Annotated in this window: 16 protein-coding genes and 2 pseudogenes; 11 read left to right on the plus strand and 7 right to left on the minus strand. The window is 71.5% G+C overall.

All coding sequences use genetic code 11. The features are described 5' to 3' along the window. Positions 1-198: 198 nt before the first annotated feature. Together ABZ659_RS31385 and ABZ659_RS31390 are read right to left on the minus strand one after the other, a co-directional pair. Positions 199-894 (minus strand): annotated as a pseudogene (locus ABZ659_RS31385) (NAD-dependent DNA ligase LigA); the annotation flags it as partial. 69 nt (positions 895-963) lie between these two features. Further along, a complete protein-coding gene (locus ABZ659_RS31390) occupies positions 964-1,539 on the minus strand; it encodes a TetR family transcriptional regulator (protein WP_360226755.1) in 576 nt (191 codons plus the stop codon). 142 nt (positions 1,540-1,681) lie between these two features. Between ABZ659_RS31390 and ABZ659_RS31395 the strand changes: the two genes are divergently transcribed. The 3 genes from ABZ659_RS31395 to ABZ659_RS31405 all read left to right on the plus strand — a co-directional run bounded on the left by ABZ659_RS31395 (position 1,682) and on the right by ABZ659_RS31405 (position 6,714). Further along, positions 1,682-3,382, plus strand: a complete 1,701-nt coding sequence (locus tag ABZ659_RS31395) for a carboxylesterase family protein (RefSeq protein ID WP_360226758.1) — start codon at positions 1,682-1,684, stop codon at positions 3,380-3,382. Positions 3,383-3,634: 252 nt separating this feature from the next. Next, positions 3,635-5,764, plus strand: coding sequence for a glucose PTS transporter subunit IIA (locus tag ABZ659_RS31400; RefSeq protein ID WP_360226761.1), 2,130 nt, complete (start codon positions 3,635-3,637; stop codon positions 5,762-5,764). Between the two features lie 98 nt (positions 5,765-5,862). Beyond that, a complete protein-coding gene (locus ABZ659_RS31405; protein ID WP_360226764.1) occupies positions 5,863-6,714 on the plus strand; it encodes a PRD domain-containing protein in 852 nt (283 codons plus the stop codon). Between the two features lie 189 nt (positions 6,715-6,903). Here ABZ659_RS31405 and ABZ659_RS31410 read toward each other — a convergent pair whose 3' ends face one another. Beyond that, positions 6,904-7,074, minus strand: a complete 171-nt coding sequence (locus tag ABZ659_RS31410) for a hydrophobic protein (RefSeq protein WP_360226767.1) — start codon at positions 7,072-7,074, stop codon at positions 6,904-6,906. Positions 7,075-7,490: 416 nt separating this feature from the next. Between ABZ659_RS31410 and ABZ659_RS31415 the strand changes: the two genes are divergently transcribed. Then, positions 7,491-7,664, plus strand: a complete 174-nt coding sequence (locus ABZ659_RS31415; protein WP_360226770.1) for a hypothetical protein — start codon at positions 7,491-7,493, stop codon at positions 7,662-7,664. A gap of 370 nt (positions 7,665-8,034) precedes the next feature. On the opposite strand, the gene ABZ659_RS31420 is transcribed toward ABZ659_RS31415, so the two are convergent. After that, positions 8,035-9,141, minus strand: coding sequence for a transposase domain-containing protein (locus ABZ659_RS31420; RefSeq protein WP_360226773.1), 1,107 nt, complete (start codon positions 9,139-9,141; stop codon positions 8,035-8,037). A 232-nt stretch (positions 9,142-9,373) separates the two neighbouring features. On the opposite strand from ABZ659_RS31420, the gene ABZ659_RS31425 reads away from it, so the two are divergent. The 5 genes from ABZ659_RS31425 to ABZ659_RS31445 all read left to right on the plus strand — a co-directional run bounded on the left by ABZ659_RS31425 (position 9,374) and on the right by ABZ659_RS31445 (position 13,289). After that, positions 9,374-10,663: a caspase family protein gene (locus ABZ659_RS31425; RefSeq protein ID WP_360226776.1), complete on the plus strand. Its 1,290-nt coding sequence runs from the start codon at positions 9,374-9,376 to the stop codon at positions 10,661-10,663. Further along, positions 10,660-10,989, plus strand: a complete 330-nt coding sequence (locus ABZ659_RS31430) for a hypothetical protein (RefSeq protein ID WP_360226779.1) — start codon at positions 10,660-10,662, stop codon at positions 10,987-10,989. Before ABZ659_RS31425 ends, ABZ659_RS31430 begins: the two co-directional genes overlap by 4 nt. Positions 10,990-11,052: 63 nt before the next feature. Continuing rightward, positions 11,053-11,388, plus strand: a complete 336-nt coding sequence (locus ABZ659_RS31435; RefSeq protein ID WP_360226782.1) for a hypothetical protein — start codon at positions 11,053-11,055, stop codon at positions 11,386-11,388. 48 nt (positions 11,389-11,436) lie between these two features. Next, complete coding sequence (locus ABZ659_RS31440; RefSeq protein ID WP_360226785.1) at positions 11,437-12,393, plus strand: serine protease; 957 nt, start codon at positions 11,437-11,439, stop codon at positions 12,391-12,393. Beyond that, positions 12,390-13,289, plus strand: coding sequence for a hypothetical protein (locus ABZ659_RS31445; RefSeq protein ID WP_360226788.1), 900 nt, complete (start codon positions 12,390-12,392; stop codon positions 13,287-13,289). The genes ABZ659_RS31440 and ABZ659_RS31445 overlap by 4 nt, the downstream gene beginning before the upstream one ends. A gap of 336 nt (positions 13,290-13,625) precedes the next feature. Here the strand turns inward: ABZ659_RS31445 and ABZ659_RS31450 are convergent, their stop codons facing one another. Together ABZ659_RS31450 and ABZ659_RS31455 are read right to left on the minus strand one after the other, a co-directional pair. Beyond that, complete coding sequence (locus ABZ659_RS31450; protein WP_360226791.1) at positions 13,626-15,254, minus strand: FAD-dependent oxidoreductase; 1,629 nt, start codon at positions 15,252-15,254, stop codon at positions 13,626-13,628. A 319-nt stretch (positions 15,255-15,573) separates the two neighbouring features. Continuing rightward, a complete protein-coding gene (locus ABZ659_RS31455; RefSeq protein WP_360226794.1) occupies positions 15,574-16,320 on the minus strand; it encodes a restriction endonuclease in 747 nt (248 codons plus the stop codon). A gap of 196 nt (positions 16,321-16,516) precedes the next feature. Between ABZ659_RS31455 and ABZ659_RS31460 the strand changes: the two genes are divergently transcribed. Both ABZ659_RS31460 and ABZ659_RS31465 read left to right on the plus strand, forming a co-directional pair. Further along, positions 16,517-17,428, plus strand: a complete 912-nt coding sequence (locus ABZ659_RS31460; protein ID WP_360226797.1) for an amidohydrolase family protein — start codon at positions 16,517-16,519, stop codon at positions 17,426-17,428. 324 nt (positions 17,429-17,752) lie between these two features. Continuing rightward, a complete protein-coding gene (locus ABZ659_RS31465; protein WP_360226800.1) occupies positions 17,753-18,100 on the plus strand; it encodes a VOC family protein in 348 nt (115 codons plus the stop codon). A 267-nt stretch (positions 18,101-18,367) separates the two neighbouring features. On the opposite strand, the pseudogene ABZ659_RS31470 reads toward ABZ659_RS31465, so the two are convergent. Continuing rightward, positions 18,368-18,511: pseudogene (locus tag ABZ659_RS31470) on the minus strand (winged helix-turn-helix transcriptional regulator); the annotation flags it as partial. Between the last annotated feature and the right edge of the window lie 39 nt (positions 18,512-18,550).

Below are 18,550 nucleotides of genomic sequence, written 5' to 3' on the forward strand. Positions count from 1 at the left end.
CTCGTGGAGCCGACCAGAAGACCCGCGCCACCCGCCCCCGCCGCAAGGCGGAGGCGGGGCGGGCAGGTGGCGCAACCCCGCCGCACCAGCGGCAGACAGAAACGAGAGACCGTACTCAAGCCGAAGCCCTCACGCTTGGGTGACGAGACGGACCTTCCGGGCCGAAATGCCCGGGATGCTGAGACCTGACTACGGTCTCGGCAACGGCAGCAGGCCGTAGCCGAAGAACGTCATCGGCACCGTGTACGCGCGCTCCCTGGCGCGCAGGGTGCCCGCCGCGGCGCCGCGCGGGTTGGCGAACGGCTGCCCGCCGTGCGCGGTACGCACCTCACTCGCGTGCTCGAACTGGGCGCTGGTCATGAGGACTTCGCCCCGCACCTCCACGGTGACCGGCTCGGCGAGCACCTCGGGCAGGCCGTCGACGGTGCCGATCGTGTGCGAGACGTCCTCCCCGGCCGCCCCGTCCCCGCGCGTGATCAGCTGTCTCAGCCGGCCGTCGGTGTAACGGGCGGCGACCGCGAGCCCGTCCAGCTTCGGCTCCACGCTGAAGCGCTCGTCCTCATGGCCGACACGCCGGGCCAGGGACGCGGTCCAGGCGGTGAACTCCTCCGCCGAGAACACGTTGTCCAGACTCAGCATCGCCACCGTGTGCGGCACATCGCCCTGTACGGCGCCACCGGCGACCTTCCCCGTCGGGGAGCCGGGCAGCACCTGACCGGGATGGTCCGCCTCCCAGGCGGCGATGCCCCGCACCAGCCGGTCGTAGGCGTCGTCGTCCAGCGCCGACGTCCCGCCCCCGTAGTAGGCGGCCGACACCGTCACCGCGTCCTCCACCGCCTGCGCGTAGGCGGTGGCATCCCTGATCACAGCAGCAGGAGTGGTCATGCCCGCCATCCTGCCCGCCACCACTGACAACGCCCCGGGACCGCCGTCCGGCCCGCCCCGCAGCCCAGCCCCAGCCGGTCAGGCCCCGCCCTCCTGCGCGGGCAGATAGGCGGCCAGCGCCCGCAGTCCCGCCAGCACCTCGTCCGCGCTGGGCGCGGACTCCGGATCGGTCAGGTGCTGCATCATCAGACCGCTGACCAGGGCGAGCTGCACCGAGCCCAGGGTGCGGACGGTCGCCTCGGACAGGTCGGCCTCCGCGGCCCCGGTGACCTCGCGCGCCATACCGCTGCGCCCCTGCCGCATCCCGGCGGCCATCTGCTCCCGCAGCTCCGGGTCCCGCTGGGCCCGCAGGACCGTCTCCAGATTGGCGACCCAGAAGGTCTGGTGGGCCGAGAACGCCTCGATCAGCCGCCGCCACAGCGCGCCGAGATCGCCGTCGCCCTCCGACGGCCCGAAGGCCCTGCCCCCGGAGTCGAGCGCCTCGAAGAGCGCCTGGTTGAGCAGCGCCTCCTTCGAACCGAAGTGATAGCCGATCGCCGCCATGCTCACGCCCGCCGCGGAGGCGAGGTCGCGGACCGTCGTGCGCTCATAGCCCTTGTCGAACAGGCACTGACGCGCGGCTTCCAGCAGCTTTTCCCGGTTTCCCATGCCCATGCCCGGACCCTAGCAACAGCCTGCGCACCCGCGCGAGACAACCGCCTAAGGCATACGCGTCAGACGAACGCCTTGCGCATCTGCCCAAATCCTGGCTACGGTTCCGGACACCACCGAAGACCACACCCACCCCGGAGCCCGAATGCCCTCCAAGAAGCCGGAGCCGCACGTCCAGGGGCCGCCCTTCAAGAGGCCGCACGCCCTCGCCCTGGCCGCCGCCTTAGCGGCACTCACCGCCCCGCTGATCACCGCGGGGCCCGCCACCGGACAGACCCCCGCCCCACAGGCCCGCACCGCGCGGGTGATGACAGCCGAAGGTCCCGTCCAGGGCACGGCCACCACCGCGGTACGCACCTACCAGGGCATCCCCTACGCCGCCCCGCCGACCGGCGACCGCAGGTGGCAGGAACCCCGGCCGGTACACCCCTGGACCGCGCCGCTTGACGCCCGCACCCCCCGAAGCGCCTGCGCGCAGCCGACCGACCAGCCCATCTCCATCCCCGGCGGCGGCAGCGAGGACTGCCTCTATCTCAACGTCACCACCGCGGCCCGGCGCACGACGCACCCCCTGCCGGTCATCGTCTGGATCCACGGCGGCAGCTTCACCTACGGCGACGGCGCCACCTACCGCGCCGCCCGGCTGGCCGCCGCACAGCAGGGCGCGATGGTCGTGACGGTCAACTACCGGCTCGGCACGTTCGGCTTCCTCACCGCACCCGGCCTGCACGCCCCGGCCAACCTCGGCCTCCTCGACCAGCAGGCCGCCCTGCGCTGGGTCCAGCGCAACGCCAGCGCCTTCGGCGGCGACCCCCGCAACGTCACGATCATGGGACAGTCGGGCGGCGGCTACAGCGTCTGCGCCCACCTGGTCTCCCCGCACTCCCGCGGCCTGTTCGCCAAGGCCGTCGTGCAGAGCGCGGGCTGCGCCGCAGGGGACGGCTCCTTCACCCCCGCCCAGGCCGAGGCCACCGGCCGCGCCGTCGCCCGGGCCGCGGGCTGCGACGACCCGCGCACCGCCGACTCCTGCCTGCGCCACAAGTCCACCGCCGACCTGATCGAGGCGTCGGCCACCGGACACGACGGCTACCGCCCCGTGGTCGACGGCGAGATCCTGCCCGAGGCCCCGTCCCAGGCGATCGCCGCCGGACGCTTCACCCGCGTACCGGTCCTGCACGGCTCCACCCACGACGAGATGAGCGCCCTGGCCGGACTCGACGAGACCACGACCGGCACCCCCCTGACCGCCGCCGGATACACCCGGCGGATCACCGACCAGTTCGGCCAGGACGCCCCCGCCGTCCTAGCCGAATACCCCGTCACCGACTACCCGGCACCCGCGGCGGCCCTGTCCGCCGTCCTGACCGACTCCGCGTGGTCCACCCCCGCCCTCGACACCCAGCGCGCCCTGGCCCGCCACACCCCCGTCTACGCCTACGACTTCGCCGAAACCGACGCCCCCTACTTCCGGGGCATCCCCCGGCCGACGAGCTTCTCCCTCGGCACCGGCCACATGATCGACCTGGCCTACCTGTTCGACAACGACCTGTTCGAGCCCCTCGACCCCGCCCAGGCCGCACTGGCGGACACGGTGACCGCCTACTGGAGCCGGTTCGCCCGCACCGGCCAGGCCAACGGCCACGGCACCCCGCCCTGGCGGCCGTTCACCCCCCACCACCCCTACGTCCAGCGCCTCGCCTCCGGTCACACCGGACCGACCGACTTCGCCGCCGACCACCACTACACCTTCTGGAAGACACTCACCGCCGAGGACGGAAACGAAGGCCGAGCCGACGACCGAAGGCCGAGCCGAAGACTGAAGGCCGAGCCGACGACTGAAGGCTGAGACGAAGGCCACCTCCCGCCCGTCCCACCGGGTCCCCGGCCCGGTGCTACAGTGACAAACGATCGATCTCGATCGCAGGATTGTGACTCTCCGAGGACGTCACCGTCGTCGCCCCTCGCGACGCCACGGCGGCGGACCGCTTGAGGAGAGGCAAGGCCTGGGAAGCGCCCCGTGCGCGGCCCGGGCCTTTTTTGTTGCCTGAAATCCGGGCGGAAGAGATCGCGGACCTACGCAGGACGGCAGGAACCAGAGATGCAGGGACGCATCAGCAACACCCCCGTACCGGGGCTCGACGCACTGGCGGAGGCCATCCTCCGCGGCGTCGGCGGACCGGAGAACATCGAGAGCCTCACCCACTGCGCGACGCGGCTGCGTTTCCAGCTCCACGACGGCAGCAAGGTCGACCAGGCCGCCCTCGACGCCCTCGACGGCGTCATGGGCACGGTGCCCCAGTCCGGGGACCGCTTCCAGATCGTGATCGGCGGTGCCGTCGCGAACGTCCACTCCAAGATCATCAACCTGCCGTCGATGAGCCGCTCCGGCGCGGCCCGCCCGCAGTCCGACGCGGAGGTCAAGGCCGCGGCCCGCGCCAAGGGCCGGGGCCGCTTCGCCTGGCTCGACAGCTTCTTCGAGTACCTCTCCGACTCCTTCCGCCCCCTGCTGGGCGTCCTGCTCGGCGCCTCGCTGATCATCGCGATCGCCTCCGTCCTGGACGCCCTGGGCGTGGTCGACTTCCGCGCCGAGGACAAGTCGGCCACCTGGGTCTTCGTCGACGCGATGTGGCGCTCGGTGCTGTACTTCCTGCCGATCATGGTCGCCTACAACGCGGCCAGGAAGCTGAAGATCGACCCCTGGGTCGGCGCCACGGTGATGGCTGCGGTGATGACCCCGAACTTCACCGGGATGCTCAACGCGGGCTCCAAGATCCCCGGCGTCACCACCACCACCAACGACACCCTGGGCACCACGGAGTCCGTGGCGCACGTCTTCGGACTGCCGATGCAGCTGAACGACTACGGCGGCCAGGTCTTCGTACCGCTGCTGATGGTCGCCCTGCTCGCCCTGGTCTACAAGGCCCTGCAGCGCCTGTTCCCCGAGAACATCCAGCTGGTCTTCGTGCCGTTCTTCAGCATGTTGATCATGATCCCGGTGACCGCCTTCCTCATCGGCCCGCTGGGCATCTGGGCCGGCAACGGCATCGGCGAGGGCCTGTCCTGGCTGAACAACAACGCCCCGATCGTCTTCGCGATCGTCATCCCGCTGCTGTACCCGTTCCTGGTGCCGCTGGGCCTGCACTGGCCGCTGAACGCCCTGATGCTCCAGAACATCAACACCATCGGCTACGACTTCATCCAGGGCCCGATGGGTGCCTGGAACTTCGCCTGCTTCGGCGCCACCGCCGGTGTGCTGCTGCTGTCCATCCGCCACCGTGAGCCGCTCATGCGCCAGACCGCCACCGGCGCCCTGGCCGCGGGCCTGCTCGGCGGCATCTCCGAGCCGTCGCTGTACGGCATCCACCTGCGCTACAAGCGGATCTACCCGCGGATGCTGGTCGGCTGCCTGGTCGGCGGTGTGATCGTGGGCGTCCTGGGCGGCGTGGACACCGAGGCGTTCGCCTTCACCTCCGTGCTGACCATCCCGGTCTTCTCCCCGGTCGGCGCCTACCTCATCGCGATCACGGCGGCCTTCGTCACCGCGATGGTGCTCGTCTACGTCTCCGACTACCGCACCCCCGAGGAGCGCGCCCAGGCCAACGCCGAACGCGACGCCGCCGAGGCCACCGCCACCGCCACCGAGACCCCCGCTGAGACGGTGACGGCCGACGACCGCGAACTGGTCACCGTAGGCGCCACCACCGCACACACCACCACCAGCACCGCCACCACTACGACCGGTCCCGGCACCGGCGCATCCGGCGCCGCCGCGGGCGGCACCACCCTCGCCGCCCCGGTCGCGGGCCGCGTGCTCGACCTCGACCAGGTCGAGGACCCGGTCTTCTCCTCCCGCGCGCTCGGCGAGGGCGTGGGCATCGAACCGGCCGACGGCCGTGTCGTCGCCCCCGTCGACGGCGAACTGATCACCGTCGCGGACACCGGCCACGCCTTCGGCATCCGCACCGCGGACGGTGTCGAGGTCCTCATCCACATCGGCATCGACACCGTCCAGATGCGGGGCGAGGGCTTCGACGTCCACGTCACCCCCGGCCAGCGGGTCAGCACCGGCGACCTCCTGGCCGAGGCCGACCTCGACGCCATCCGCGCGGCGAACCACCCGACCGTCACCCTGATGACGGTCCTGAACACCGCCGAGCTGGCCGCGGTCGAGCCGCACACCGGCCAGGACGTGACCGCCGGCGCCCAGGTGGTGACCGTACGGCGGTGACGTCGCGCTACCGGTCCGGCGCGCCCACGCCCCTTAGCATGGGGGGCGCGCCGGACCGGGAGACGCAGGTCAGGGCACGGACAGAAGGGGGGACGGCGGTGAAGGTGCTGCGTGTCCTCAACAACAATGTGGTCCTCGCGCGTGACGAGAAGGGCCAGGAGGTCATCCTCACCGGACGCGGCATCGGCTTCAGCTCCGGCCAGGGCAAGCGCGTCGACCCCGCGCTGGTCACGAAGGTCTTCGTCCCGGCCGACGGCCGCGACCCCGACCACCTCGCCGAGGCCCTCGCCCTCATCAGCGAGGAGACCCTCCAGACGGTCATCACCGCGCTCCACGAGGTCGGCATCGAGGACCGCGCCTCCACCCGCCCCACCCTCGCCATCGCCGTCGCCGACCACATCGCCGGCGCACTGGAACGGGCCGCCCGCGGCATCGTCATCGAGTACCCGCTGCGCGCCGAGGTCCAGACCTTGTACGCCACCGAGTACGCCCAGGCCCAACGCCTGCTGCGCGCCATCAACACGCGCGTGAGCCCCCCACTGGACGCCTCCGAGGCGACCGCGCTCGCCCTGCACCTGGTCAACGCGGGCTTCGTCTCCGGCGACCTGTCCTTCACCTACACGATGACCGGCGTCATCCAGCAGATGCTCGCCGTGGTACGCGAGCGCTACGGCCTGGACGTCTCCGACGCCTCCATGAGCGCGGCACGGTTCATCACCCACGTGCGCTACCTCTTCGTACGCATCCAGCAGCACCGCCAGCTCAAGGGTCAGGAGTCCACGATCGGCAAGGGCATCCGCCAGCACTACCCGGAAGCCACCCGCACCGCCCAGCAGCTGGCGACCATCGTCGAACTGCGCCTGGGCCAGCAGCTGAGCGACGACGAGATCTCCTACCTGGCCCTGCACGTGGCCCGTATGACCATGGACGCCCACGGCACCGCCCTGTAGGACCGCGCCACACCGCGCACACCGGCCCGGCGTGACCGCGGCGTGGCGTACGCGGCACCGTCAGGACACCGGATCGCGCACGTCGCCCGCCCTCCTGGCCCGTGCGCGCGCGCAGCCGTCGGGGCAGGTTCACCGAACCTGCCCCGACGGCTGCGGCCGGTGAGGCGCGACCGCGCTCCTGCCGCCGCGCTACCAGCGGTACCAGCGGCCCCTCCGGCCGCCGCTGTCCGCGGAACGGACGACGAAGCCCAGCAGCCAGACCGCCAGAACGATCACCGCGATCCACCACAGTGCCTTCAGCGCGAAGCCCGCGCCGAACAGGATGAGAGCCAGCAGCAGAACGAGAAGCAGGGGAACCATAGTTATCAACCTCCGCCGCTTCACGTGCCCGCCACCGGAGGGAACACACAGTCGATTTCCCTGGTTTTCCCACCCTCCCAGCGGGCACGCGCGCGTCAGGCGTCGGCGAGGAGGGGGTCGTACGGGGTGCCCGTGCGGCGGCCCGCCACGGAAGGAAAGGGAGGTCACCCACGAAGGCGCTGCGGCCCAGGCGCCGACGGTGGTGCTCAGGTTCCTCGGTGCTGACGCGGCCGTCACCGACCGTGTCGAGGGCGCTCCGCAGTTCGCGCCAGTTGTCGGAGAACAGCAGGTGGTCCGCGAAGAGCCACTCGCTCACCTCCTCGGCGGGCGTCCCGCCGTAGATCAGTGACCGCGCGGCCTCGACGATGTCCCGGCGTCCGCCGTGGTCGAAGGCGACGGTCAGCGTCGTCCCACAGTTGCCTGCGGTCAGTGCCGCCACGTCGTGGAAGTCCTCGGCCGGACCGCGAGGGGAGGCACGGGTCGCCGGCCTCCAGGACACGGCGGCGGACGCCGCACGCGAGCAGCAGCGGCGCGTGCTCGCGCACCCCCCGGAGCACCAGACGCATCAGGAAGGCGACCTCGACGCCTGATCCGGCTGGCCGAGTTGGGCTGGCTGCGCAAGCCGGCGTCCGCCCCGAGGTCGCCTCCCCTCAGGCTCATGGCCGGAGGAGGAGTGTGGAGGGCAAACCAGTGACTTAGGGCGGATCATGCCGGAGACGCGGGGGCTGGCACGCGCGTCTGCCGCGTTGTCGTCACTCGCCGACTCTCACACGCTCGGCTGCGCTCGCGCGGGGGGACCTCCCTCGTGTCGACTCCCTCCTCCGCCTTGCAGTTGCACGCTCCCCCAAGTTCTCGGCTCCGCTTGGGCAGGGGCACCCCCATGACCCCGCTCACCTGCACTGACAAGGCGCCGCGTCATTTCTCCGACCTGATCCGCCGGACAGGCCCTGGGCGCCGTGCTCACGGGCCGTCGCCGCACAGCACCGACCGCACTGCGTGATGCACCAGCAGGTAGCCCCACAGCTCCTGCTCCACGCCCTCCGGCCAGCGCGACCGCAGCACTGTCGGTGGGGCCGCCTCGCACACGCGCGTCCTCCACTGCTGAAGACAGTGCTCCGATCCGCACCGTCGGTGGAAGAGCGCTGCCAGGACCGCCGCAGGCGCCGCTTGGTGGTCAAGCACCGTGGTCAGCAGTCGGCCCGGTCCCTCTCCGTCCCTCCCTCCTGCGACGATCACCCGGGCTGTGACCCGCTCCTCGGCCCCGCTCCGGCCGGTCCCCGAGATCTCGGTCAGACACGAACCGTCCGGCAGCGGCTCTCCCGTGACCGGCGCACCGGCCCCGTCCGGGGCGGCCCGCCACACGAGGTTGCCGCCTGTGGGGCACCCCGGCGGCCACGCCTGCGGCCTGGCGCCGCAGTCGTCGACGAGGACCAGGTCGTCCGCTGTGAGCACCCGCGGCAGCCAGCTCGCGGCAGCCGCCGGGAGGCTGCCCGCGGGAGCGAACTCAGCGTGGGTGAGCGTGCCGCTGTGCTGCTCGGCCAGAGTCACCACGCCGACCTGTGGATACGCCCGCCACGCGGGCCCGCTGGGCGAGGGAAAGCCGTACCGCTCCCGGTTCTCGGCGCTGTCGGGGACGCTGAACGTGGCGTGGCTCAGCCTCCGCACTCGCCAGGGCAGCCTGGCCTGTTCGGGCCGCCGGGCAGGCGCCCGCCGGGCAACGTCCGTGAAAAGCGCCTTCAGGGGGTCCGTGCCCAGCCGGTCCCGGGCCCGGGTGATCGCTGCCGTGGTGGGCACACGGGGCGCCGGTTCCTGCCCCGACCACGCCATGCCCTGGGTCAGCAGATGGGCGACCTCGCTGTAGCTGTGGGTCGAGAACAGGCATATGGCCAGGACGAAATACACCACCACGCGTGCGGGCAGCAGTCGGCTGCGCTGTTCCGTCCGGCCGCAGTCCGCCACCGCCCGGTCCACGAGCGCCGGGGGAAAGGCGCTGACCAGCAGTCCGACCGCGATCCGGTCCGGCAGCCTTCCGCACGGCGGTGTTTTTGTCTGGCCGGCCCGCGGCATATCCCGCCTCCCAGCATACGGATTCCTTAAGTCACCGGTACCTGTTCACCTTGAGTTGCCGCTGCCTGATGCCCGCTCAAGCATGAGAGTGAGAACGGTCCGTGGGCATCCTGCCAAATCCACAGGACCAGCAGCGCGGCCATCTCGTAAGACAACCCTGCTTGCCGGTGGTATCGAAATCCGCATGGACGGTCGATGGGGGCCTGGCAGCGTCCTGAAAGGATTTTGGAGAATGACTGATCGTGCCTTGCTGGTCGGCCTCGACGAGTATCCGAACCCGGCCAATCGTCTCAACAGCTGCGTGAACGACACCTACGCATTTCGCGATGTGCTCAGGGAGTACGATTTCACGGACTCCGACATCCGTATCCTGCACGACCGCGATGCCACACTGGACCGGGTCCGGGCGGAACTCGACTGGCTTCTCGACGGGGCGGAGCCCGGCGACCGGCGGGTCTTCTTCGAGTCCTCGCACGGCTACCGCTACCTCAAGGACGGCGTTCTGGTAGAGGTGCTGTGCCTGTACGACGAATTCCTCGAGGACGCGGAATTGAGTTCGCGTACCCAGAACATACCCGACGGTGTGCTCACCGTAGTGCTGGACGCCTGCCATTCCGGCGGAATGGACAAGATCTTCGTGGTCGGAAATGAGAGCCGGCTGCTGCGGATGAAGGTGTTTCAGCCGGGCCCTGAGGAACAGCGGGAAAAGGCATTCGCGGTCAATTCCTACGCAGCCTCGGCGACCCCGGTCAAGTTCTTCGGCCGGGCCGCCTCGGGGAATGCGGCGCAACTGTCGAAGAACTTCGCCACCCGGCTCGTGCCTTGGCCCGCCAAAGGTGTCTCCGCGCCCGACGTCGAACTCAACGCCGTCCTGCTCACCGCCTGCCGGGCGGACGAGACCGCGGCGGCCGGCAGCGAGCTGACGGACGGACTGTCCGCCTTCACGTACGCGCTGAAGGACCAGCTCGACCAGACCGTCACCGTCACCGCCCTGTGCGACCGGACCGTGAGCCGGCTCAAGGGCATCGGCATGGACCAGACCCCCAGCGTTTTCGCGCCCTCGGACCAGCAGTTCCTGCTCTCCGACACCTTCATCTCGGAGCAGCCGGTCACCGAACCCACCGACTGGTGGGCAGGGTTGTTCGGCAACGGCTCCGCGCAGGGCGGCGCGACGAAGTCCGGCGGCTTCGCGACGAGCGCTGGAGCCACCCCCACAAAAACGAAGGAGCACTCTTCCATGACCACCACGCTCACCCCGGACATCCACAGCACCATCGAGTCCGTCCTCGGCTCCATCGCCAAGAGTGCGGGCGCCGCCCCCACGGGTGGTGGCACCGGCACGGGTGCCAGCCAGAAGGATCTGTACATGGCCGACGTGGCGATGTGCGCCGCGAACCTCCTGCCAGCTTTCGTCGCGGCGTCCCAGACCCCGACCGCGTCCAAGCCCCCAAGCCGCCGCGCACCCTCGACGACCCCACGCGTCTGCACGACAAGGGCTTCTGGGACGACGTCTGGGACGTGACGCAGAGCGTGGTGGAGGTCGCAGGCCCGATCGTGTGGGATGCGCTTACCAAGGCGTACACGCCGCAGAAGGCCCCGCAGATGGGCCAGAGCCTCGCCGGCAAGATCGCGCCCGAGCGGCTGCGGGACAAGGACTTCTGGTCCAGCGCGTTCAGCGCCCTCGAGACCATCGTCCCCCACCTCATCGACGTGGCGGCCGGCAAGAAGTCCTTCAGCGACGGCGTCACGCTGGACATCCCGCCCCAGTACGCCCAGCAGAAGGGCTGGTTCGACGACGTCATGAGCGTCGTCCAGGTGGCGGCCCCGATCATCTTGGCGGCACTCTGACGCACCGGCCACGCCAGGGGTGGGCGAACCCCGCCCCTGGCCGTCCGGGCAGGGAGGAACGCGATGGAGGGCGAACTCGACCGGCGCATCTTCGACAAGACCGCCGCCGATCTGGCTGCCATGGCCGAGCCGGACCTGACCGGCTTCGACGACGACGACGTCGTCCGGGCCGTGGCCCGGACCACCGGCCGGGAGCCGGGCCAGCGCTGGTCGGACGAACTACGCCGCCGGGTCGCCCACGAGAGCCTCTACCAGGTTCGGCTTGAGGAGGCGGACCCGGAGGAGTTCCCCTTCCGGATCAAGCAGTTCGGCGCCACCTACCACCGGCTCATCGGTCCGTCCGGGACGCGCCTGGTCGTCATCGGCCCGTTCGCGCGACCGGTCCGCTTCGTGCTGTAGCCACGACGACCGCGTGCCGCACTTCGAGTTCGTCCCCGGGAGGCCGTCATGACAGCCGAGGGCAATGCGCCGACGGCGCAGATCGCGCAACGCTGGGCGAGCAACAAGGAAGACCTGCGCTCCGTGGCGACCGCTCTGCGTCAGGGCGACCTGGGGCTGGTGAACTCCGGCGACGAGGTCACACTGCGCCGGGTGCGGCTGGCCGCGCAGGCCATGGATCTGGAAGCGGTCATCGACGAGGACGACTCGCTGTGGCTCAGCTTCCTCAGCCGCGGGCTGACCGCGGCCCGTGCCGTGTGCCGAGTCGTGACCATGCTGCCGCGTCGGCCTGTCACCCCCGAGGGCACCGGGGTGCTGATCTCACCCCGGCTCCTGCTCACCAACCACCATGTGGTGCCTGAGCCGCAGCGGGCCGTCGGCATGGGCGCTCAGCTGGGCTACGAGCACGACGATGAAGGGCGCGAGCTGCCCTGTGAGGAAAGGCCGTTGGCCCCTGAAACCTTCTTCTTCACGGTTCCGACCTCGGATCTGGACTTCACCGTCGTCGCTCTCGGCGGAAATCCGCCGCGAAGCACCGTCTGCGTGCCGTTGATCGAGCAGGGCGGCAAGGTACTGAAAGGCGAGGCGCTGAATGTCGTCCACCACCCCGGTGGTGAACGCAAACGGGTCAGTATCCGGCAGAACCGGCTGGTCTCCGAGGACGAGTTCTGGCTGCGCTATACGAGCGATACCCGCCGTGGCTCCTCCGGTGCTCCGGTCTTCAACGACCAATGGGAGATGGTCGCCCTTCACCACGGAGGAGTACCGGCGCTGGACGAGGAAGGACACCGCATCACTCGCACGGGTGAACCCTGGAACCGCTCCATGGGCGAGGACGCCGCCCTGTACCGCTGGAACGAAGGCGCACGGGTGAGCCGTATCGTCCGCAGATTCCGTGAGGCCGACTTGCCGGACGGGCAGTGGGCGCTGCTGGCCGAGGCGTTGGACGAAGGAGCGCACGCATGAACGCGACGATGGTGTTCGTCCACGGACGCGGCCAGGAGTTCAAGGACCCCGAGAAGCTGCGTGCCACATGGCTGAAGGCCCTGGCCAGCGGACTGAACCGGACGGCAGCACCCGTCAGCACGCTTCAGGCGTCCCTGACGGTCCTGCCTTTCTACGGCAATGTCCTGTACCGCATCACCTCGGAACTGGCTCGCGACCCCCTGGAGCTGGAGTCGATGCCCGGCGACCCTGACGAACCGGGTCCTCTGCATCCGTATCTGCCCGAGGACGTGGGCGCGATGGAACAACAGCTCATGGCCGACATGGTCGACATGGCCGAGGGGCCGGAGAGTTCGGTGACGGACCTGGAGGGCCTGGGCGTCCTTGGACAAGCGGGCCGCAGCGCGCTGTCCTGGTCCGTCACCCGCCGCAGCCTGATCGCCCTGTCGCGGCACACCCGCCTGGACCAGGAGTTCATCACTGAGTACCTGCGTGACGTCGCCGTGTATCTCGCCCGCGCCCGCGACGAGGTCCTGGCGGTTGTCCGCGCCGCGCTCCCCTCCGGCGGCCCTCTCGTCGTCGTCTCCCACAGCCTTGGCACGGTCGTCGCCTGTGATCTGCTGGCCGACTCCGTCGCACGGGACCGCGTCAGCTTGTGGGTGACCGCCGGCTCTCCGCTGGGCCTGGAGGCCGTCCAGCGCAACCTTCGCCCCCGCGGGCCCCGCCCGATGCACCTGCCCTGGCTGACGGCGTACGACCCGCAGGATGTCGTCAGCCTGGGTCACCCTCTGGGGAAGGCATGGGGTGGAGTGGAGAACGTGCGGGTCGACAACTCCGGCCTCCCGCACGCCATCGACCGCTATCTCGCCCATCCTCCGGTCGCGCAACGCGTCGCGGCGGCCCTGACGGCGTCCTGAGTCAGGCCGACGGCCCAGCGCAGCGTGCCGCGCTCACGCTGTTCCCGCAGCCCCGCGACCGACGGCATCCGTGACCTCCAAGAGCGGTACGGCAGCCCTCAACTCCCCGACAGGCCGAACAGAGACGCATCCCGCACTCCGAGGAATCGCCTGAGGCAACCCACACGGCGGCGGTGTCGGTGCGGGCCGTGCCCTCTGGTGCCCTGCCCGCCTGCCCGGTCCCGTGCCCTCTGCCTTCCTTGGTCACCCGCAGACACGGCCGTGGACAGCGCAGGATCCGCGGTCGCGCTCAGGGGGACGCCACGCTCCAGCCGGGCCACGAGGACGCCCGGGCGGTCAGGGTATGCGGGTGGCGGTGTGCCAGGTGAGGTATCCGCCGTCGAGGTTGGTGACGGTGTGGCCGTACTGGGTGAGGAGGCGCGCCGCGGTGTGGCCGCGGAGTCCGGCGTGGCAGTAGACGACGATCCGCTGGCCGGCGGGGAGTTCGGTGTGGCGGTCGCGGAGGTCGTCGAGGGGGATGTGGCGGGCGCCGGGGATCGCTCCGGCCTGGTGCTCGGCGGCGGTGCGCACGTCCAGCAGGAGGGCCCCGGCTGCGGTGGCGGCGGGCAGTTCGTGCCACTGGAGGGTGCGCACGGTGTCGGTGGTGAGGTTGTCGGCGATGTATCCGGCCATGTTGACGGGGTCTTTGGCGGAGCTGTAGGGCGGTGCGTAGGCGAGTTCGAGGTCGGCGAGTTCAGGTGCGGTCAGACCGGCGGTGATGGCGGTGGCGAGGACGTCGATGCGTTTGTCGACCCCTTCCGCGCCGACGGCCTGGGCGCCGAGGACGGCGTCGGTGGCGGGGTCGATGAGGAGTTTGAGGGCGAGGGGGGCGGCACCGGGGTAGTACCCGGCGTGGTGGGCGGGGTGCAGGTGCAGGACGCGGTGGGGGCGGCTGGCGGCGCGTAGACGTTTTTCGTTCCAGCCGGTGGCGGCGGCGGTGAGGGTGAAGACCTGGACGATGGCGGTGCCGACGGCGGGGCGGCCGCGCACGGAGCGGCCGGTGAGGGCGTCGGCGACGAGGCGGCCGTGCCGGTTGGCCAGGTTGGCCAGCGGGATCAGCGTGGGCTCGCCGGTGAGGTGGTCGGTCTTCTCGGCGGCGTCGCCGACGGCGTGGATGTGGGGGTCGCTGGTGCGCTGGCGTCCGTCGACGGCGATGCCGCCGCATGGGCCGATGGCGAGGCCGGCTTCGCGGGCGAGGCGGGTCTCGGGGCGTACGCCGATCGCGAAGACGACGAGGTCGGCGGGGAGGGTGGTGCCGTCGGCGAGTTCGACGGTGTCGGGCAGGATCTTGGCGGCCGACGTGCCGAGGTGTAGGCCGATGCCGTGGGCGGTGAGTTCGTCGGCGAGGGGGCGGGCCATCTCGGGGTCGAGGGGGGTCAGGACCTGGTCGGCGAGTTCGACGAGGGTGACGGCCAGGCCGCGGCGGCGGAGGTTCTCGGCGACCTCGACCCCGACGAAGCCGCCGCCGATCACGGTGGCGGTCCGCGCGCCGCCGTCCAGGGCGGCCTGGAGGGTGTCGGTATCGGTGACGTCGCGCAGGGTCAGGCCGCGTTCGGCCCCGGGCAGCGGCGGCACGATCGGGTGGGCGCCGGGGCTGAGGACCAGGTGGTCGTAGTGCTCGGTGGTCTCGGCGCCGGTCTCCAGGTCACGGACGGTGACGGTGCGGGCCGCCGGGCTGATGGCGAGGGCCTCGTGGCGGGTGCGGACGTCGATGCGGAAGCGGTCGTGGAGGGACTGCGGGGTGTGCAGGAGGAGGGCGTCGCGCTCGGGGATGACCCCGCCGAGGTGGTAAGGCAGGCCGCAGTTGGCGTAGGAGACGTGGGGTCCACGTTCCAGAACGACGATGTCGGCGTGCTCGTCCAGGCGGCGCAGCCGGGTCGCGGCCGACATTCCGCCCGCGACGCCTCCGATGATGATGACCTTCACAGCAGTGCTCCTCACATCCATTAATACCCCCGAGGGTATTTTCCTGGCGAGGTGGACGCGCAGAGCCGAACGGCCCCACCACCGGGGCCGGGTGTCCTCGGCTCGGGCGGGCTAGGCGGGTGCCGCGGGGCGGTGCCGTAGCGGGCAGGCGCGTCAGCGGGCCGACCGGGCAGAGGCCGGAGGCTGGGCACGCCCGCGGCGAGTGGCACCGGCCCCGCCGAGGAGGTCCACCCCGGGGCGGACGCCAGGGGAGCGCACCTGGCTCCAGGGAGCCCCTGCCCTCCCTGCCCCGCTGGCCCGGGGCGCCGCGTCGGGGCGTTCAGCCAGCGGCGGGTACCTCCTGCCAGGGGGACGGCGCCGTGCCCGCCGCCCAGGCGCGCAGCGCCTCCTCGTCGACGCACACGATGCCGCACTGCTCCGCGTACTCCACCGCGGGCAGGGTGAAGCCGCTGGTCGTGACGACGAGGGCGAGGTCGGCCCCGTGGACGGCGAAGCAGGTACCGCCGAAGCGCTGCAGGTCCTGGGAGCCGACCTTGTTCTCCTCGCCGTACCACTTGCACTGGATCACCAGCCGACGTCCGTCGGGCGCGCGGGCCACCACGTCGGCCCCCAGGTCCCCGGCCCCGCCCACGACGTCGACGTCCGAGCAGCCGTCGCGCTGGCACAGGGCGGCTATCTCCGCCTCGAACTCCACGGCGCCCTCGGCCGGATACGGCTCCTCTTCCTCCACTCCGGCCGGACCGGGCTCCTCAGCGGCACCCGGCCCCGTTCCCTCCCGCGCACCCGGCGCGTCGAGGGCGGCCACGGCCGTCCGCGCCGCCTGCTCCAGCGTCTCGGTGGCATGCCGGGCGAGACGGGCGGCGGAGAGCCTGCGGCGACGGCGCACCCGGCGCAGCAGCACGGCGGCGCCCACACCCGCGAGCGCGAGGACCCACACCGGCCGCTGGTCGAACGCCCTCGCCGCCGCCCGTACGACGGTCGCGGCCAGCACCATCAGGAGGGCGAGCAGGACGAAGAAGGCGGCCGTGACCCGCAGACTGAAACGCCGCTCACGCTGTCGTCCCACAGGGGGTACACCTCCCGGAAAGCCGCCGACACCCGCGACCTCCCGTCTGCCCAAGATCGCGAACTTCAACGCCGTACGGCGAAGCGGCTGTTCACGGGCGCCCCTGCTGCCCCGCCCGTCCCCGGACGGTGAGGGAACCGACCGCGGGCCGCCGGGGACTGGACCCCGCCCCTCCGCAGAGCCGATCATGGGCGCCATGGAGGACCACGGCAGGGCACCCGCCGAGCCCGGTACCGGGGAGGCCGACCAGGTACGCCGCTTCTGGACCCGGCTCGGCCTGCCCGGCCTCATCGACGTGCACACGCACTTCATGCCCGAACGCGTCCTGCGCAAGGTCTGGGACTACTTCGACCGCCTCGGCACGCTCACCGGCGGCCTCGAGTGGCCGATCACCTACCGGGCCGAAGAGGAACAACGGGCGGCCCTGCTCCGGGACTTCGGCGTCCGCGCCTTCACCGCGATGCTCTACCCGCACAAGCCGGGCATGGCCCGGTGGCTCAACGACTGGGCCGTCGACTTCGCCCGCCGCACCCCCGGCACCCTGCACACCGCCACCCTCTTCCCCGACCCGGACGCCCAGGCCTACGTCGGCGAGGCCGTCGAGGCGGGTGCCCGGGTGTTCAAGGCACACGTCCAGGTGGGGGCGTACGACCCGGCCGACGAACGCCTCGACGGCGCCTGGGGCCTGCTGGCCGACGCACAGGTGCCCGTGGTGATCCACTGCGGCTCCGGACCCGCCCCCGGCCAGCACACCGGGCCCGGGCCGGTCGCCCGGGTCCTGGCCCGCCACCCGCGACTGCGGCTGATCATCGCCCACATGGGGATGCCCGAGTACGAGGACTTCCTGGACCTCGCCGAACAGTACGCGCAGGTACGGCTGGACACCACCATGGCGTTCACCGACTTCGCCGAGCGCCTCGCGCCCTTCCCCCGCCGACTGCGGCCCCGGCTCACCCACCTCGCCGACCGCATCCTGCTGGGCTCGGACTTCCCCAACATCCCCTACCCCTACCTCCACCAGCTCCACGCCCTGGAGCGCCTGGACCTGGGGGACGACTGGCTGCGCGGGGTGTGCCACGACAACGGGGCCCGGCTGTTCGGGCTGTGAAGGGCCGGGGGCCGGGGGCAGGCCAGGCCGAGGAGGTACCCGGGAGCACGCCGTAGGGGGACAGGTGGGCGACGCTCCCTCCTCCGCGAAGGCCGTGGCAGGCTCGCGCCCGCCTCACCGACTCGTCGGCTCCCGGACCGTCGGCGCGCGGTGCACCATGCCCCGGACACCGCTCCCGTGCGACCGACAGCGGTCCCGGGGGCCACGGACCGGGTGTTCGCACGCACTCCCGATCCGCGCCCCGGGCCGCGGATCGGGAGTGCGTGCGGCGCGGTACCCCTGAGAGTCTTGACGCCCGGTCTGTTGTCGACCTTGGAGTTACCGATGGCCGTTCGCCGTGTCGTGCCCCATGTCCAGTCGGAGGCTGCGCGAGAGAGCCGGGAGTTCTACGGCCTGCTCGGGTTCGAGGAGGTCATGAACCACGGCTGGATCATGACGCTCGCGTCCCCGTCCAGTCCGACGGCGCAGATCAGCTTCATGGCCGAAGACAGGACCGCACCCGTCATCCCCGACATGAGCGTCGAGGTGGACGACGTGGACGCGGCCTACGCGGCCCTGCGGGACAGCGGCGCGGAGATCGTCCACCCCCTGCGGGACGAGGACTGGGGGGTGCGCCGGTTCTTCGTCCGCGACCCCAACGGCCGGGTGGTCAACGTGCTGAGCCACCGCTGACGGTCCTCGCGGCCAGGGGGGAACGCGAGTCACCCGCCCGCGGCTGACGGCCGCGACGGGCACCGCCGCCTCACAGCGGACGGCGGGTTCCCCGTGGCGGGCCGCCGCCGTCCGGGTCGTCGCGGGACGGCCCGGGGCTCACGCAGGCCGGGCGGCCCGCTCCCGGCCCCGCACCCTCCTCCACAGGACGGGAGACCACGGCCCGGCACGACCAGCCCGAAAACCCGCCGCGGCCCCCGCCCGCCGACCGGCGCCGCCGCGTGCCCGTCACGCCTCGAAACGGCCGCGGGCGCTCTCGACGTGCCCCAGGTGCTGGTGGGTCCACCCGCAGATGACGTCGACCGCGGCGCGCAGGGCCTGGCCCGGCTCGGTGAGGGTGTACTCGACCCGGGGCGGCACGGTGGGGTGCACGCCCAGCCGCCGTAGCTGGTCGCCCTCAGCCACCACGGT

This window comes from Streptomyces sp. NPDC006997 (assembly GCF_040635175.1).
In the GTDB taxonomy this organism is placed as follows: Bacteria; Actinomycetota; Actinomycetes; order Streptomycetales; family Streptomycetaceae; genus Streptomyces.